Genomic DNA, 16,064 nt, shown 5'->3' with positions numbered 1-16,064 from the left:
TTCCATTTGCTTCAATCAAACGAATAAATATTATCTTTTCATTCAAAAAAATTGAACGAAGGTCATGAACGCACCGATCAATCATCCGGCACCGCTGCTTGAACTCGATATCTTGCGCACCTTTGTCGCCATTGCCGACACGGGCAGTTTCACAGCGGCCGGTTCTATCGTCTTCCGCACGCCCTCGGCGGTTTCCATGCAGATCAAGAAGCTCGAGGAGATGCTCGGCAGGCCGGTCTTCGCACGCGATGCGCGGTCCGTGACGCTGACCAATGACGGCGTCGTGCTTCTCGGCTATGCGCGGCGCCTGCTGTCGCTCAATCGGGAGGCGGTCTCGCAATTCGTTTCACCGGATATCTCCGGCGTCGTACGGCTCGGCGCACCCGACGATGTCGGCGAGCGGCTTTTGCCGACCGTGCTCAAGCGTTTCGCCAAGACGCATCCGTCCATCGCCGTCGATGTGGTGATCGACATGAGTTCCAACCTGATCAAGCGTGTCGAGGAGCGCCGGCTGGACATCACGCTGCTGACCTGCCAGAGCGGCTCCGTGCCCGAGGGTGGAGAGGTTCTGCTGACGGAACGCCTGGTCTGGGCCGGCGCCAAGGGCGGCTGCGCCCATCTCTGTTCTCCGATACCGGTATCCATGTGGGAGGAGGGCTGCGCCTGGCGCGCCGGTGCTGTCGAGGGCCTGAACGAACGCGGTATCTCGTACCGCATCGCCTATATGAGCGCCCACACGGCCGGTCAGAGAGCGGCCATCCTGTCGGATCTCGCAGTGGCGCCGCTTCCTGAATCCTTTGTCGGTGACGATCTGGTCGTGCTGGGCGAGGAAGACGGATTGCCGCCCATCGGCACCTACTCGATCGGCATGATTGTCCGGTCCGATGTTGAACCGCCGGTCTGCGCCGCCGCCGATCATATCCGGGCGACTTTTGCGATGCTGACGGAAACCGGGGAGTTTAATGGCTGAAGCAACTTGCTATTTACGCCATAGCGAGAGCATTTCAGAGGTGCTATATATTTGGTTACGTCATGGATACACGGAGGCACTTGATGTCAAAGAGGGGTCAGCACGTTGTACCCAACGGAGGGAAATGGAGTGTACGAAGTGCGGGTTCGCAACGCGCAAGCCGCACATATAATACTCAGCAAGAGGCCATTGATGACGCTCGCAAAAAGGCGCGTAATCAGGGCACAGAGTTGTATATCCACGGTCGTGATGGAAGAATTCGTGCACGCGATTCCTACGGAAGAGACCCTCACCCTCCTAAGGGGTAGCGATTGACAGCAGATGACTTTGAGAAGTCGGTATTCATAAACTGCCCTTTTGATGATGCCTTTGCGCCCTTACTGGAGGCTGCATTATTTTGTGTGGCTTATTTGGGCTTTATGCCGAGATTGGCGAATGAACGTTTAGAGGCCGGTGAAAACCGCCTTGATAAGATTTTTGACATGATCCGAAGTTCAAAATACTCCATCCACGATCTATCTCGCAGTCAAGCCCAAAAAGAAGGTGAATTTCTAAGAATGAATATGCCGTTTGAATTCGGCATGGACGTTGGGTTGCGCCGGAGCGGAGTGGAGCCGTTTGGTGAGAAGAAGTTTCTTGTGTTTGAGAAGAATCCGTATGACCTGAAACGAGCCTTGTCAGACACAGCTGGTCAAGATGTGGAATTCCACCGAGACAATCATGAAATTGTTATAAGCAGGGTCAGGGATTTCTTCCGCGTTGAAGCAAATGTGGCAGCGCCAGGCCCTGCGAAACTAGAAGCCGAATATACAACCTTTTTGGGCTGGATGACGGAGAAGAAAATCTCTGAAGGACACTCCAATCAACAGGCCTTCAATTTACCCACACGGGAACGGCTGGACGAAATGATAGAATGGCTTGACAGAGGTAAACCCGCTGAATTTCAAGGTAACTGAGACCAAGCTTGAATTGTAGATTTCAAACTCAAAACTAACTGCCTAGTTTAAGTTCTTCTTCTGCGGCCTTCGCGGCGGCGGCGTCCGCCGGCGGCCGCATCGGCCGCAGCGGGTTCGGCTTTGGCCGGCAGCTTGACGGCCCTGGCAAGTTCCGGAAAGGCGTCGACCTTGTTGGGCAGGGCCATGGCGTTGACGAAATGCTCCTGGAACTTCGGTTCCAGTGCCGTTTCGATCTTCTCGATCGCCGTCACTGTCTCTTCGATCTCACGGCGATAGCCGCGATTGAGCAGCGCCATACGCGCGCCGGTTCCGGCGGCGTTGCCGACGGATTTGACCTTGTCGAGGTCACAATCCGGCACGAGCCCCAGGACCATGGCGTATTTCGGATCGATGAAGGAGCCGAATGCGCCGGCAAGGCCGATCCGGTCGACATGGGCGATGTCCTGCTTGTCCATGAGCAGCTTGATGCCGGCATAGAGAGCCGCCTTGGCAAGCTGGATGGCACGCACGTCGTTCTGCGTGATGGTCAGCCGGGTATCACCGTCCCACAGGACGTAGGAGAAGGTGCGTCCGTCTTTGATGATGCGCCCGGAGCGGTCGGCAAGCGATCCGTCGATAACACCGTCCTCGGAAATGATGCCCGCCAGGAACATCTCGGCGATGACCTCGATGATGCCGGAACCGCAAACACCCGTGACGCCTGTTTTCTCGGCCTGTGCCGCAAAGCCGGGTTCGTCCGACCAGGCATCGACGCCGATGACGCGCATGCGCGGCTCAAGGGTCTGCGGATCGATGCGCACCCGTTCGATGGCACCGCTCGCCGCGCGCTGGCCGCAGGAAATTTCCGCGCCCTCGAAGGCCGGGCCGGTGGGTGAGGAAGCGGCGACGACGCGCTCCCGGTTGCCGAGCACGATTTCCGCATTCGTGCCGACATCGACCAGCAGCATGATTTCGTCCTGCCGGTGCGGGCCCTCGCACAAGGTCGCGGCCGCGGCATCTGCGCCGACATGGCCGGCGATGCACGGCAGCATGTAGACACGCGTTCCGTGGTTCAAGGCGAGATTGAGGTCCGACGCCCAGCTATGGACGGCGCCGGATACGGCGAGCGCGAAGGGCGCACCGCCGAGCTCGGTCGGATCGATGCCGAGGAAAAGGTGATGCATGATGGGATTGCCGACGAAGACGGCGTCGAGAATGTCGGTGGGATCAACACCGGATTCGGCGCACACCTCCTCGATCAGCCCGTTCAACGCATTGTGGACCGCATTGGTCATCGCCTCCTGACCGTCGGGATGCATCATCACGTAGGAAACCCGGCTCATCAGGTCTTCGCCGAAACGGATCTGCGGGTTGGACACGCCTGCCGAGGCGATCGTCAGACCGGACAACAGCGATGAAAGATGCATGGCAATCGTGGTCGAGCCGATATCGCAGGCGATCCCGTAAGCCTCGTTCTTGAGGCCCGGATAGAGCGCGATCAGGGCAGGGCGGGCCGTTTCCATATCCTGGTGAATGGCAGCTGTAACCGCCCATTCGCCCTCGCGCAGGATCTTCTGGACGCGGGGCAGCAGATGCTGGTCGACGATAATGTCGGAAAAACCCCAATCGCGCTCCAGCGCCAGTTTCAACCGGTCGAGATCGCCGAGCGGCTTGTGCATGTCGGGTTCGTCGACCTCGACATAACACATCTGGATGGCGGGATTGCGCTCGATGAGTCTCGTGTCGGCGGCCTTGCGGACGATCTGGGCATTGACCTGGACATCCTGCGGCACATCGACGACGAGGTCGCCCTCGATCGTCGCCGAGCAGGACAGACGTCGCCCATCCTTCAACTCGCGTTTTTCAGCGTAGCGTTTCTCCTTGGCCCCGAAGGCGGAAACGTGCTCGTTGGCCGATGTGATGCCATGCTTGGCGAAGCTGCCTTCCTGGATCTCGATCTGGCAACGGCCGCAGATGCCGCGCCCGCCGCAGACGCTCTCGACATAAACGCCGAGCTGCCGCGCGGCCTCCAGGATATTGGTGCCTTTTTCGAAACGGCCGCGGCGACCGGAGGGCATGAACAGGACCAGCGGGTCTTTTTCGCTCGCCTTCTGGTCCATGAAACTGTCCTTTCCGGTCTGCGCGAATCAACGCTTCAAACGTTGCGGCAGGACGCCCGCCGGGGCAAGCCCGGAGATGGCAGCCCGAACCTAGGCGCGGGCGCGGCGTCCGCCCCGCCGGCGTCCACCGGAAGCTGCCGCGGCAACGGCTCCATCGGCGACCGGCGCTGCGCCATTGGCCGGTGCATGATCGCGATAGGTCATGATCCAGTTCTGGCAGTTCGGGTCGGTGGAATTCAGCACATTGGCGCCGTGAACCATCTCCATCTCCTGCGGACGGCAGGGATTCATGATTGCCGACGTCATGCCCGATGCAATCACCATGGGGATGAAGGCGGCATTGATGGCGTGACGGTGCGGCAGGCCGAAGGAGATGTTGGACAGGCCGCATGTGGTGTTGACGCCGAGTTCATCGCGCAGGCGACGCACCAGCTTGAACACCTGCTGCCCGGCAGTTCCCATGGCGCCGATGGGCATGACCAGCGGATCGACAACAATGTCTTCGGCCTTGATGCCATAATCGGCGGCGTGTTCGACGATCTTCTTGGCGACGGCGAAACGCACATCAGGGTCTTCCGAGATGCCGGTCTCGTCATTGGAGATCGCGACGACCGGAACATCGTATTTCTTGATCAGCGGCAGGATGGCTTCGAGCTTTTCGGCTTCGCCGGTCACGGAATTGACCAGCGGACGGCCCTTGGCAACTTCCAGGCCGGCCTCGATGGCGCCGGTGACGGAAGAATCGATCGAGAGCGGCACGTCGACCAGGCCCTGGACGATTTCGAGGGTCTTGACCAGCAGCGCCGGCTCGGTGGCGTTGGGATCGACGGCCGTGACGCCGGCATTGACGTCAAGCATGGTGGCGCCTGCGGCAACCTGGGCCAGGGCGTCGGACTTGACCGTCTCGAAATTGCCTTCCTGCATCTCGGCGGCCAGCCTCTTGCGCCCCGTCGGGTTGATGCGCTCGCCGATCACGCAGAAGGGCTGGTCGAAACCGATGACGATTTCCTTGGTTGCTGAAGCAACGATTGTGCGGGCCATTAGGCAGTCCTCAATTCTGTGCTGCGGTCGTAGAAGGATATAAAGATGTCTTTATATCCCATGAGCCGCGTTCTTCAAGCCACTCGGACGTTTTTTTCAGCCCGCCGAATGCGAATACGTGAATCTGCCGGATTGGCGTGTCGGCACTGTTCAGAGCATGCTGCTCGATCGGTCCGACGACCGTTTCCGGCGAATGGGATGTGGCCAGGGTTGTCAGGGACAGGGCGTTCTTCTTCAAAAACGAGATGGAATTGCCGACGCCGCACATGGCCGCGAATTTGATCAGCGTGGTGATCTTTGCCGGACCGGCAACGCCGAGATGAACCGGCAGGTCGATGCCGTGTTCCTTCAGCCCGTCGGCCCAGCCAATGAATTTGCGGGCATCGAAACCGAACTGGGTGACAATGCGCAGCTTGGCGTCGCTGCGTTCCGCGAAGGACTTCTTCAGCCGCAATGCCTGGACGGCGACCTCTTCGGAGAAATCCGGGCTGCCTTCCGGGTGGCCCGCCACACCGATGGCCTTGACTCCGTATTTGTCGAAATAGCCGGTTTCCAGGACTTCCATGGTGGAGGAAAAATCGCCGGCCTGTTTTTCGAGGCCGCCGCCGATGACGAGCACATTGCTGACGCCGGCTTCCTCGCTCATGCGCCTGATCCGCTCTTCAAACGCACTGCGGGTGGAAAGCCGCCGCGAAGCAAAGTGCGGCACCGGCTCGAAACCGAGGTCACGCAGGCGGCGCACGGCACTCACCAGCGTATCGGTGGTGTCGGTGCCTATATCGGTGACATAGACATGCGTGCCTTTGGGAAAAAGGTCTGGCAGGTCGGCCGATTCGACCGCCTGGCGCGGGGCGACTTCAATCGAGGCCGCGATCTTTTCAGGCCGTTGCGGCTTCATTTCCACCACTGTCGTCATTGTTGCCGGCTCTCCCTCCTGATTTGACCAGTTCAATCAGGCGTTCCTTGGTGAATTCCTCTTCCAGACGGGCGGCGGCCTTGTCGGCCTCCGCCTCCAGATCGTCGGAAACCGGTTCCGGGGTGCCGCGCCTCCATTCGGCGAGGTACTCATCGGTTTCATGAGCGCCGGAACGCATGGCACACATGTCGATGGCTTCGGTAAAGCGCAGCGACAATTCGCGTTTGGCACTCTTGCGGCCTTTCTTGACAATAACCTGTGCCGGAATATCCCGCCAGAAAACGGTAATCAGATCAGCCATGAGTGGTCTCCTTGGCGCGTAAATATGTAAAAACCGCCGGACTGGCTTGCTGCGCGACGACGTGCAATGCGCTTAAAAACGACGCGTGCACCGCAACATAATATAAGGCCCGGCAAACCGGGAAGAAAGCCTTGCGGATACCATTGGTAAACGGCGGTGTTCGACTAGAGCAATTCTGAGCTAGATTGGAACATTTGATGGAGGAAAATCGGTTCACTCGGCAAGGCGCGTCGCGCAGCGCGATGTGGTGCATCGGGCAAGCGGCGCAACAACGCCGATGGGCCGATTTTCGCCACCCTCGAAAGGATTATTGTATTGAAACTCAAAGATGAATGGGCCGGGCGATTTTGGCCCCTGGCGTCGTTGGCTCGCGCTTGTGGTGGGTTGGCACCACGGCGCGCAATCCGCCTGGCCAGTGACCAAAATCGCCACGGTCAAATGATCCAATCTAGCTCAGAATTGCTCTAAACGACCGAACTGAACAGCGCCGTCGTCAGGAACAGGACGAAGGCGAATATCAGCGCCGCAACCAGGCCGATAATCGAGCCGACGGCCAGGCAGTTGCCGTCATGTTCGGTATGGGCGAGGCCGATCGTCGCAATCGCAAAGGCCGGCAGCCAGTTTCCGAACGGGATCGGAATAACGACGATAATGGACATGAACAGGGTGTAGATGCCGAAAACCCGTTCCGACATCGGGCTCGTCAGCGGCCAGTTGCGCGGGCGCACCCATGCTTCCATCCATTTCAGCCACGGCTCTGAGCGCCGGACGATCTTCTGAAGCGTCTTCTTGTCGAGCGTATAGTTGGCAAGGCGTTGCGGGAGCCAGATTTTGTCGCGGCCGGCCACGATCTGCCATGAAATAAAGATCAAAGGCAGGCCCAGTATCAGCGTCGCGCCCGGCGGGAGGGGTATGAGGTTGGGAATCGAGAAAACCAGCAGGAAGGCGCCGAAGGAGCGTTCGTCCATGGCCTCCGCGATCTCACGCAGGGTGATGCTCGGCCCCATGGTTTCCGAGATCTGCTTCAGCAGGTCCGAAAGGCTCTGCGGCTGGTTTTGCTGCTCTGCCGAAATGCCGGGAACAGAACCATCTGCGGAGGTGTCGCTCAATACAGTCTCTCTTCGGCCTCAGTACAAATCTGTGTTCACTTTGCCCAACGCGTATCAGCCGATCATCAAGGCAATACGTCAATCAGTGCTCTCCCGGATTGCGGGCACCACATGTGGGACTTTTTGCGCCGATAGGCAAGAGGTTAGCGCGCCAACCGCACGCTCAGGCGGACAGGAGCGATGATGTCAGGTCGCCATAACCGGTAAACCGGTACTCATATTCAAGCCCGAGGCGTTGCGCCGCGAGCCGGGCTTTTTCCTGTAGTTCCGGGTCCTGTTTCTGGGACAGGTAGACAAGCTTTCGGTAGTTGCCGAAATACATGTCGCGCAGTTCCGGGTGCCGGTCGAGACCGAGCGGCTCGATGATGAAGCTCTCGAACTGGCGGGCCAGAAAATCCGTCAGGAAGAACGCATCGATATCGTCATCCCATTCGTCGAACAGATCGTTTCCGGCGAAAAACGAATAGCAGTGCGGCCCGGCGATGCGTTCGACACCTTCTTCCTCGCAGACCCGGTCGAGCATGCCGCCGGTGCCGCAATCGGCATAGGCGACGTAGATGCGCTCAAATCCCTCTTCGCGCGCCTTTTCGATCGCTTCCTTTACGCCCGGTGCGATGCGATCGGGATAAAGATGCCATTGTGCGGGAAGGCAGGCCAGATCGATATGCGAAAGGCCGTTGGCTTCGCATATGGCGAGGATTTCGCGCGCAATGGCGCCGCAGCCGATCACGCGTACCGGCTTTGTCTGCGACGCATTGTTGTCCCGTTCGCTCATGGCGGCCTATATAGCGTCAAAACAAAATGGCGGCCAATCGGGCCGCCATTCGTCAAGTCAAAACGTTCATGCGGCTTTATCCGGCGCTGGCCATCGAATTGTGCTTGCGCTTCATGAATTCCTTGGCGGTTTCCACGGCGACGGCGGCATCGCGGCAATAGGCATCGGCGCCGACAGCCATTCCGAACTCCTCATTGAGCGGCGCTCCGCCGACCAGTACGACATAGTCGTCGCGGATGCCCTTTTCCTTCATCGTGTCGATCACGACTTTCATATAGGGCATCGTCGTGGTCAGCAGCGCCGACATGCCGATGATATCGGGCTCGTGCTCATCGATCGCCTCGAGATAGTTCTCGACCGGGTTGTTGATGCCGATGTCGACGACGTCGAAACCGGCGCCTTCCATCATCATGCCGACGAGATTCTTGCCGATGTCGTGAATGTCGCCCTTGACCGTGCCGATGACCATCTTTCCGAGCTTCGGAGCGCCGGTTTCGGCAAGCAGCGGCCTAAGGATGGCCATGCCCGCCTTCATGGCATTGGCCGACAAAAGCACCTCGGGCACGAACAGGATGCCGTCGCGGAAATCCTCGCCGACGATACGCATGCCTTCCACGAGCGCCTTCGTCAGCACATCGTAGGGCGCCCAGCCACGGTCGAGCAGGATGGTCGTGCCTTCCTCGATCTCTTCCTTCAGGCCGTCATAAAGGTCGTCATGCATCTGCTGCACGAGTTCATCGTCAGACAGTTCGGACAGAATGATTTCGTCTTCGGACATCGGCGTTCCCTCGATGCTGGCGACTGTCGCCTTATGAATCAGTAAAGTCTTTATCCTGAAAGTCTTATGCGGGAAAGAAGTGAATATGGAGTTCTCAAAAACGACGCGCTTCAATCTGAAAAGCGACCCGTTGTTTCAAGGCGTTGCTTTGCCAACGCAGGGGGCGGTGGCCTGTCGCCTAAGCGTCACGGCTTGGCGCATAGAGAAAGGCGGTGGCCGGGCTGGACACTAGGCTAAACGGCAACGAAAGGCTTGCAGGCCAACGCAGAAACAGGATGGGCCGCCGGCCGGCGCACTGATGCCGCAAATAGGTGGTATCGCAGACAGCGCGAAAGGCGGCAGGAAAGGTGACCGAAATGGAAGCTGAAAAAACGAGTTCCGGCCGTGGCGGGGGCCGACGGGGACGCGGCGGTGCAGGCGGTGCGGCCGCAAGGCGCGCATCACGGAGCGGCGGCGGTCCGGGTGAGCAGCAGTTTTATATCCGGCGCAAGGTCCGCGAATACGAAGTACTCGACGAAGAAGCGCTGGCGCTGATCGAGGCCAATGCCGATACGGTGCTCGAGGAAATCGGTATCGAATTCCGCGATGACGCGGAAGCGCTGGCTCTGTGGCGTGAAGCCGGTGCCGAGGTGAAGGGCGAGCGCGTGCATTTTCCGAAAGGCCTTTGCCGGTCGCTCCTGAAGAGCGCGCCGCAGGTCTTTACCCAGAACGCGCGCAATCCGGAACGCTCCGTCCAGATCGGCGGCAAGGCGACCGTGTTCGCACCGGTCTATGGGCCGCCCTTCGTGCGCGACCTCAATGGCGAGCGGCGCTATGCGACGATCCAGGACTTCGAGAACTTCGTGAAACTGGCCTATATGGCGCCCTCGATGCACCATTCGGGCGGAACCGTGTGCGAGCCGGTGGATATTCCGGTCAACAAGCGGCACCTCGACATGGTCTATGCCCATATGCGGCTTTCCGACAAGCCGTTCATGGGCTCCGTCACCGCGCCGGAACGGGCGCAGGACACGGTGGACATGTGCAAGATCCTCTTCGGTGAGGACTATGTCGATCAGAACTGCGTCGTCATCAACCTGATAAACGCCAATTCGCCCATGGTGTTCGATGACACCATGCTCGGCGCCGCAAAAGTCTATGCGCGCAACAATCAGGCCTGCATTGTTTCGCCATTCATCCTGTCCGGTGCGATGAGCCCGGTGACGGTGGTCGGCACGCTGACGCAGATCCTGGCGGAAGTGCTTGCCGGTGCTTCCTTTACACAGCTTGTGCGTCCCGGTGCGCCGGTACTGTTCGGCACCTTCGCAGCGTCGATTTCAATGCAGTCCGGTGCCCCGACCTTCGGAACGCCGGAGCCGTCGCTGGTCTCCTACGGGGCGGCGCAACTCGCACGGCGGCTGGGACTTCCGTTCCGCACGGGCGGCTCGCTCTGCGGCTCCAAGGTTCCCGATGCCCAGGCCGCGCATGAAAGCGGCGCCACGTTGAACATGACGCTGCTCGCCGGCACCAATTTCGCGCTGCATTCGGCCGGCTGGCTGGAGGGCGGGCTGGTGTCGTCCTACGAGAAGTTCATGATCGACGTGGACCAGCTCGGCATGATGCAGAAATTCGCCGAAGGCGTCGATCTGTCCGAGGACGCGCAGGCCATGGACGCAATTCGCGAAGTGGGTCCCGGAAGCCATTATCTCGGTTGCGCCCATACGCAGGCGCATTTCCAGACGGCCTTCTACCGCTCGCCCCTTGCCGACAACAATTCCTTCGAGCAATGGCAGCTTGAGGGTGAAAAACGGATCGAAGCGCGGGCCAACGAACTGTGCCGGAACTGGCTGGAATCCTATCAGGCACCGCCGCTCGACGAGGGCATCAATGACGGGCTCAGGGATTTCATCCGCCACAAGAAAGAGGCGATGCCCGACGCCTTCACGTGAAAGAAGCCCGAGGACGGCCGGGCTAAAGTGGCCAATCTCATTCACAAGGACGTCTGGCGCTCAGCGTTCAGGGATGACGAATGACGGGCGTGGATGATGTCTATGGCCGGCTGGACGCGGCGCTGAAAGGCCATGGCCTGATGGCGCGTGGCGGGCTGCACATGACAGAAGACGCGGATCTGGCCGTGCGCGAATACGGATATCGCAGCATTGTGCTTGCCGGCCATGCCGGTTCTTCGTTCTGGCGGCAATTCGAGCCATTTCGCAAGGCCCATGACGGTGCGCATCCGCTGGATGCCTGGTCGCGATCCATCGGTGAAGAAATTGAATCGGAATTCGGTTGCAAGGCCCTGTATCCGTTCGATAAACCCTGGTGGCCGTTCCAGAGCTGGATCAAGCGTACGGAAGGGTTGAAACCGTCCCCGCTGGGTATCCTGATCCATCCGGAGTTCGGGCTCTGGCACGGATACCGGGCGGCGTTCGGATTCAAGGAAGCACTCGCGCTGCCGGCGCCGGTGGCGCTCGACCATGCTTGCGACACCTGCCAGGACAAGCCGTGCGTTTCGGATTGTCCGGTTGGGGCGGTGGCAGAGGATGCATTCGATATACCCGCTTGCCGGTCGCATCTTGCCAGCGATCGGGGCCGTTCCGGCTGCATGGTTTCAGGGTGTTTTGCGCGCAATGCCTGCCCGGTCGGACCGAAATACCGCTATACGCAGGCGCAGCTTCGTTTCCACATGGATGCGCTGGAGCCGGTCCCGACCTGAGTGGCGTTATGCGCGCCGGCGGCCACGGCGTTCGCGCTTGGGTGCTTCCGTACCGTCGCCGGCCGTCTTGTTGCGCAAAGGTCCGATCTTTTCCCGGATGTCATCCAGGCTCGGCTTTTCGGTTTTCTGGTGCGTGTCGATCGCTTCCCGCATGGCGCGCAGGTGATCGCAGGACGTTCCGCAACAGCCGCCGATGATTGTCGCGCCGGCGTCCATGGCCAGGCGCACATATTCGGCCATTAACGGCGGCGTGCCGGAGTAGTGGATCTCGGAGCCCCGGAACTCCGGGATTCCGCAATTGCCCTTGACGATAATGGTTCCGTCCGGATTGGCTTCTTTCATGTCAAGCAAGGACGCCAGAATATCGGAGGCGCCCACGCCGCAATTGGCGCCGACCGCCAGCGGAGCTTGCTCCATCTCGTTTGTGACGTTGTGAATGTCCTTCGGATGCAGCCCCATCATTGTCTTGCCGGCGGTGTCGAACGAACCGGTGTATGTATAGGGCATGCCGCACTTCGCGGCGGCCTCGGCCGCGGCGCGAATCTCGTCCGGCGCCGACATGGTCTCGATCCAGGCGACATCGGCGCCGCCTGCCTTCAGACCTTCGATCTGCTCAACGAAAGCATCGACCGCGTCTTCGTAGGTGAGGGCGCCCAACGGCACGAGCAATTCGCCGGTCGGGCCGACGGAGCCGGCGACAATGACCGGTCGACCGGCATTGTCGGCGACCTGTCTGGCAATTTCGGCCGCCCGCTTGTTCAGCGCGAAGGCACGGTCCTGCGCATGGTGCAGCTTCAACCGATGACGCGTGCCGCCGAAACTGTTGGTCAGGATGATGTCGGACCCCGCATCGACGAAATCCTGATGCAGTTTGACGATTTTTTCCGGCGCGTCCTCGTTCCACAGCTCCGGGGCTTCACCCGATTCCAGTCCCATGGCGAAGAGGTTGGTTCCGGTCGCGCCGTCGGCGAGGAGAACGCCTTTTTTGGCGAGCAGTTCGGAAAGCGGGTTGGTCGAAATATCGGGAGAGGACATTGCATATTCCAAGTGTGACTGAATTGCGTAACGATATAAACATGTCTTTATATCGTGGCAATGTGAAAATCGTTAATCGGCCGGAATTTGCTCAATTGCATGAGCGGAACGAAAAAGGCGGCCGAAACGGCCGCCTGTTCCGATGTTTTGTCCGGTCGCGTGCTATTCAGCGGCCATCGCTTTCTCATGGGCGACTGGCGTCACCATTGCCGCAATGACGTCGTGGATGTCGAGCGAACCGACCGGCTTGCCGGCGGCGTCGATGACATGGGCCATCGCCACATTGCCGTCGGTCATGGTCTTGGCCGCCTCTTCCAGGGTCGTGCCGGTGGCGATGCCCATTCCCTCCGGATCTCCCGACAGCGGCTTCATGATCGTTTCCACCAGGATCACGCGTCCCCGATTGACCTCCTTGACGAAGTTGGAGATGTAATCGTCCGCCGGATTGAGCACGATCTCCTGGCCGGTGCCCTGCTGCACGATCTTGCCGTCGCGCAGGATGGCGATCTTGTCGCCGAGGCGCAAAGCCTCGTCGAGATCATGGGTGATGAAGACGACGGTCTTGCGGATCTCCTTCTGAAGATCCAGCAGCACGGATTGCATATCCATTCGGATCAGCGGATCGAGCGCCGAGAAGGCCTCGTCCATCAGCAGGATGGGCGCATCGTTGGTCAGCGCCCGGGCGAGGCCGACGCGCTGCTGCATGCCACCGGAAAGCTGATTGGGATAGCTCTTTTCGAAGCCCGTCAGGCCGACACGGTCGATCCAGCGCTGAGCACGCTCGACCTGCTCGGCGCGCGAGATTCCCTGCACCTCAAGACCGTAAACGGTGTTGTCCATGACGGTGCGGTGCGGCAGCAGGGCGAATTTCTGGAACACCATCGCCGTTTCGTGGCGGCGGAATTCCCGCAACTGGCCGGGACTCATCTTGCACACATCGTCGCCGCCGACGACAACCTCGCCGGCGGTGGGGTCGATCAGCCGGTTGATGTGGCGGATCAGCGTCGATTTTCCGGACCCCGAAAGGCCCATCACCACCTGAATGCCGCCTGCCGGCATTTCGATATTGATGTCTTTCAGGCCCAGGACATGACCGTATTGCTCGTTCAATTCGGCCTTGGTCATGCCCCCCTTGACCATGTCCACATATTGCTCGGGATTCTTTCCGAAGATCTTGTAGAGATTTCGGACCGATATGCCCGGACTCGTCTTCGCATCAGCCATGGACCACCTCCTGATGCTTCTGCAGACGCTTGCCGAAGGCCTGGCTCGTCCGGTCGAAGATGATGGCGATGCCGACGATGGCAAGGCCGTTGAAAACGCCCAGCGTGAAATACTGGTTGGTGATAGCCCGCAGCACCGGTTGTCCGAGGCCCTGGACCCCGATCATGGATGCGACCACAACCATGGCCAGCGCCATCATGATGGTCTGGTTGATGCCGGCCATGATGGTCGGTAGCGCCAGCGGCATCTGGACATTCTTGAGCCGCTGCCAGTTGGACGATCCAAAGGCGTCGGCCGCTTCGAGCACATCCTTGTCGACAAGGCGGATGCCGAGATTGGTCAGCCGGATGATGGGCGGAATGGCATAGATCACGACGGCGATCAGGCCAGGAACCTTGCCGATGCCCAGAAGCATCACCACCGGGATCAGGTAGACGAAGCTCGGCATGGTCTGCATGACATCGAGGATCGGGTTGATGACCGCCTGTACTCGATCCGAGCGTGACATGATGATGCCGATAGGAATGCCGATCACGATGGCAAGCACCGTGCAGACGAAGATCATCGAGATGGTCTTCATCGTGTCTTCCCACATGTCGAAATAGCCGATCAGCAGCAATGTGACGATCGAGCCGATGACGATGCGGATATCGCGGCTGGCCAACCACGCGATGGCGGCGATGATGATCAGAATGATCGGCCACGGCGTGTCCGTCATGAAGTCCTCCGAGTAGATCAGAAAATGCTTCAGCGGTTCAAAAAACAGTTCGAAATATTCCCCGTAAGCCCGCGTGAACGAGCGGAAACCCTCGTCGATCGCTTTCTTCAGCGCGCGCAGGCTCGCTCCGTTCATGCTCGGAAACTCGTACAGCCATTCCATTGTATTGCCCCTTCCGGCCCCGTATCTGGACTTATTTTTATGCTTGTTGTGTCCGGCAAAAACCCGGCGGGGGCGACCCGCCGGGTTTCAAGATTTTAGGAGTTTGCCAGGTAATTCTTGACCTTGTCGGCAACTTCCGGGCTCACCCAGGTTGTCCAGAGATCTTCATTGTTCTCCAGGAAGTAACGGGCGCCGTCTTCACCGGTGGCCTGGTTGTCGACCATCCAGGCAAGCAGGCTGTTGACGGTCTTGTTGCCCCATTTGCGGGTGGCAAGATAGTCATAGGCGACGCCGCCGCGCTTCTGGAACTCGTCGGTCACGACCGTGTAGACCTCGGATTTCGGCCAGGCGTTTTTCTGCGGGTTCTCGCACTCGGACTGAGATGTGCACTCGTCCCACTGCTTCTTGTCGTGCGGCACGCCGAAGCCCAGGCGGACCATTTCATATTTGCCGAGGATGGCGGTCGGCGCCCAGTAGTAGCCGAGCCAGCCCTGGTTGCGTTCAAACGCCTTGGCGATGGATCCGTCGAGGCCAGCCGCGGAGCCCGTGTCGATCAGGCTGAAGCCGGCTTCTTCGCCGCCATAGGCCTTGAAAAGATTGCCGGTGGAAATCTGGCAGTTCCAGCCCGACGGACAGTTGTAGACACCGCCCTTGGAGGAGTCTTCGGGATCCGGGAAAAGCTCCGGATGCTTGAGCGCATCGTCGATCGTCTTGATGTCCGGATAGGCCTCGGCGATGTAATTCGGAATCCACCAGCCCTCAACGCCGCCATCGGCGAGGGACTCGGCTGCAATATGAAGGCGGCCTTCGGCAACGGCGGCGTCAACCGCGTCGCGGAACGCGTTGATCCACAATTCCGGCGCGACGTCCGGCTGTCCCTTTTCGTTCATGGAGGCGAAAGTCGGCATCGTGTCGCCGGCGACCAGCTCGACATCGCAACCATAGCCTTCGGAAAGGATGATCTGATCAATATTGGCCAGCACTTCGGCCGACTGCCAGTTCATCTGGGCAACGGTAACCTTGCCGCAGTCTTCCGCGGATGCGGAATTGGCGAAGAACACGAGACCTGTGGCGAGCAACGATGAAGCGATAAGCTTCTTCATGACGTAAATTCTCCCAGTTTTGCAGTGACTTGATTCAAACGCCTTACTGCTTCACTGCAAAGCAACAAGTCGTATTCCGTGGCGCAGCGCGGATGATGGTTCCGACTTGCCATTCCCCTTTGTCGGCTTCCCGGCCGCTTGCGATCCATAAAACGGTAACAGAGTGTAACACAATGGTCATT

At 59.5% G+C, this 16,064-nt stretch carries 16 protein-coding genes; 5 read left to right on the top strand and 11 right to left on the bottom strand.

Features of this window, described 5'->3' with window-relative positions; genetic code table 11:
- Positions 1 to 64 precede the first annotated feature (64 nt).
- The 3 genes from OOZ53_RS05035 (at position 65) to OOZ53_RS05025 (ending at position 1,926) form a co-directional block, all read left to right on the top strand.
- Positions 65 to 970 carry a LysR substrate-binding domain-containing protein gene (locus OOZ53_RS05035; protein WP_271088233.1) on the top strand — a complete coding sequence of 302 codons (906 nt, stop codon included), beginning with the start codon at positions 65 to 67 and terminating at the stop codon, positions 968 to 970.
- Positions 971 to 1,032: 62 nt separating this feature from the next.
- Complete coding sequence (locus tag OOZ53_RS05030; RefSeq protein WP_425499108.1) at positions 1,033 to 1,278, top strand: DUF2188 domain-containing protein; 246 nt, start codon at positions 1,033 to 1,035, stop codon at positions 1,276 to 1,278.
- Positions 1,279 to 1,281: 3 nt separating this feature from the next.
- On the top strand, positions 1,282 to 1,926 hold the full coding sequence (locus OOZ53_RS05025; protein ID WP_271088231.1) for a hypothetical protein: 645 nt from the start codon (positions 1,282 to 1,284) through the stop codon (positions 1,924 to 1,926).
- Between the two features lie 47 nt (positions 1,927 to 1,973).
- Here OOZ53_RS05025 and OOZ53_RS05020 read toward each other — a convergent pair whose 3' ends face one another.
- The 7 genes from OOZ53_RS05020 to OOZ53_RS04990 form a co-directional block, all read right to left on the bottom strand.
- On the bottom strand, positions 1,974 to 4,025 hold the full coding sequence (locus OOZ53_RS05020; protein WP_271088230.1) for an ASKHA domain-containing protein: 2,052 nt from the start codon (positions 4,023 to 4,025) through the stop codon (positions 1,974 to 1,976).
- A 90-nt stretch (positions 4,026 to 4,115) separates the two neighbouring features.
- Positions 4,116 to 5,066, bottom strand: coding sequence for a methyltetrahydrofolate cobalamin methyltransferase (locus OOZ53_RS05015; protein ID WP_271088229.1), 951 nt, complete (start codon positions 5,064 to 5,066; stop codon positions 4,116 to 4,118).
- Positions 5,067 to 5,076: 10 nt separating this feature from the next.
- Positions 5,077 to 5,982 (bottom strand): methylenetetrahydrofolate reductase, encoded by a 906-nt coding sequence (locus OOZ53_RS05010; RefSeq protein WP_271088228.1) that lies wholly within the window; start codon positions 5,980 to 5,982, stop codon positions 5,077 to 5,079.
- Positions 5,945 to 6,283, bottom strand: coding sequence for a virulence factor (locus OOZ53_RS05005; protein ID WP_271088227.1), 339 nt, complete (start codon positions 6,281 to 6,283; stop codon positions 5,945 to 5,947). The genes OOZ53_RS05010 and OOZ53_RS05005 overlap by 38 nt, the downstream gene beginning before the upstream one ends.
- A gap of 464 nt (positions 6,284 to 6,747) precedes the next feature.
- A complete protein-coding gene (locus tag OOZ53_RS05000; RefSeq protein WP_271088226.1) occupies positions 6,748 to 7,392 on the bottom strand; it encodes an exopolysaccharide biosynthesis protein in 645 nt (214 codons plus the stop codon).
- Between the two features lie 163 nt (positions 7,393 to 7,555).
- Positions 7,556 to 8,167 (bottom strand): DUF1638 domain-containing protein, encoded by a 612-nt coding sequence (locus OOZ53_RS04995; protein ID WP_271088225.1) that lies wholly within the window; start codon positions 8,165 to 8,167, stop codon positions 7,556 to 7,558.
- Positions 8,168 to 8,243: 76 nt separating this feature from the next.
- Positions 8,244 to 8,945: a corrinoid protein gene (locus tag OOZ53_RS04990; RefSeq protein WP_271088224.1), complete on the bottom strand. Its 702-nt coding sequence runs from the start codon at positions 8,943 to 8,945 to the stop codon at positions 8,244 to 8,246.
- A gap of 356 nt (positions 8,946 to 9,301) precedes the next feature.
- Here OOZ53_RS04990 and OOZ53_RS04985 point away from each other — a divergent pair, with 356 nt between their 5' ends.
- Positions 9,302 to 10,873, top strand: coding sequence for a trimethylamine methyltransferase family protein (locus tag OOZ53_RS04985; RefSeq protein WP_271088223.1), 1,572 nt, complete (start codon positions 9,302 to 9,304; stop codon positions 10,871 to 10,873).
- Positions 10,874 to 10,953: 80 nt separating this feature from the next.
- Positions 10,954 to 11,640, top strand: a complete 687-nt coding sequence (locus OOZ53_RS04980; RefSeq protein ID WP_271088222.1) for a 4Fe-4S dicluster domain-containing protein — start codon at positions 10,954 to 10,956, stop codon at positions 11,638 to 11,640.
- A gap of 6 nt (positions 11,641 to 11,646) precedes the next feature.
- Here the strand turns inward: OOZ53_RS04980 and bmt are convergent, their stop codons facing one another.
- The 4 genes from bmt to OOZ53_RS04960 all read right to left on the bottom strand — a co-directional run bounded on the left by bmt (position 11,647) and on the right by OOZ53_RS04960 (position 15,882).
- On the bottom strand, positions 11,647 to 12,675 hold the full coding sequence (gene bmt, locus OOZ53_RS04975) for a betaine--homocysteine S-methyltransferase (RefSeq protein WP_271088221.1): 1,029 nt from the start codon (positions 12,673 to 12,675) through the stop codon (positions 11,647 to 11,649).
- Between the two features lie 162 nt (positions 12,676 to 12,837).
- Entirely contained in the window at positions 12,838 to 13,899 is a 1,062-nt protein-coding gene (locus OOZ53_RS04970) for a quaternary amine ABC transporter ATP-binding protein (RefSeq protein ID WP_271088220.1), read from the bottom strand.
- Entirely contained in the window at positions 13,892 to 14,779 is an 888-nt protein-coding gene (locus tag OOZ53_RS04965; RefSeq protein ID WP_271088219.1) for an ABC transporter permease, read from the bottom strand. Before OOZ53_RS04965 ends, OOZ53_RS04970 begins: the two co-directional genes overlap by 8 nt.
- Before the next feature lie 95 nt (positions 14,780 to 14,874).
- Complete coding sequence (locus OOZ53_RS04960; RefSeq protein WP_271088218.1) at positions 14,875 to 15,882, bottom strand: ABC transporter substrate-binding protein; 1,008 nt, start codon at positions 15,880 to 15,882, stop codon at positions 14,875 to 14,877.
- Positions 15,883 to 16,064: the final 182 nt, after the last annotated feature.

The organism is Allohoeflea poritis (genome assembly GCF_027889715.1).
In the GTDB taxonomy this organism is placed as follows: Bacteria; Pseudomonadota; Alphaproteobacteria; order Rhizobiales; family Rhizobiaceae; genus Hoeflea_A; species Hoeflea_A poritis.
This window is presented reverse-complemented; position numbering and strand designations above follow the sequence as displayed.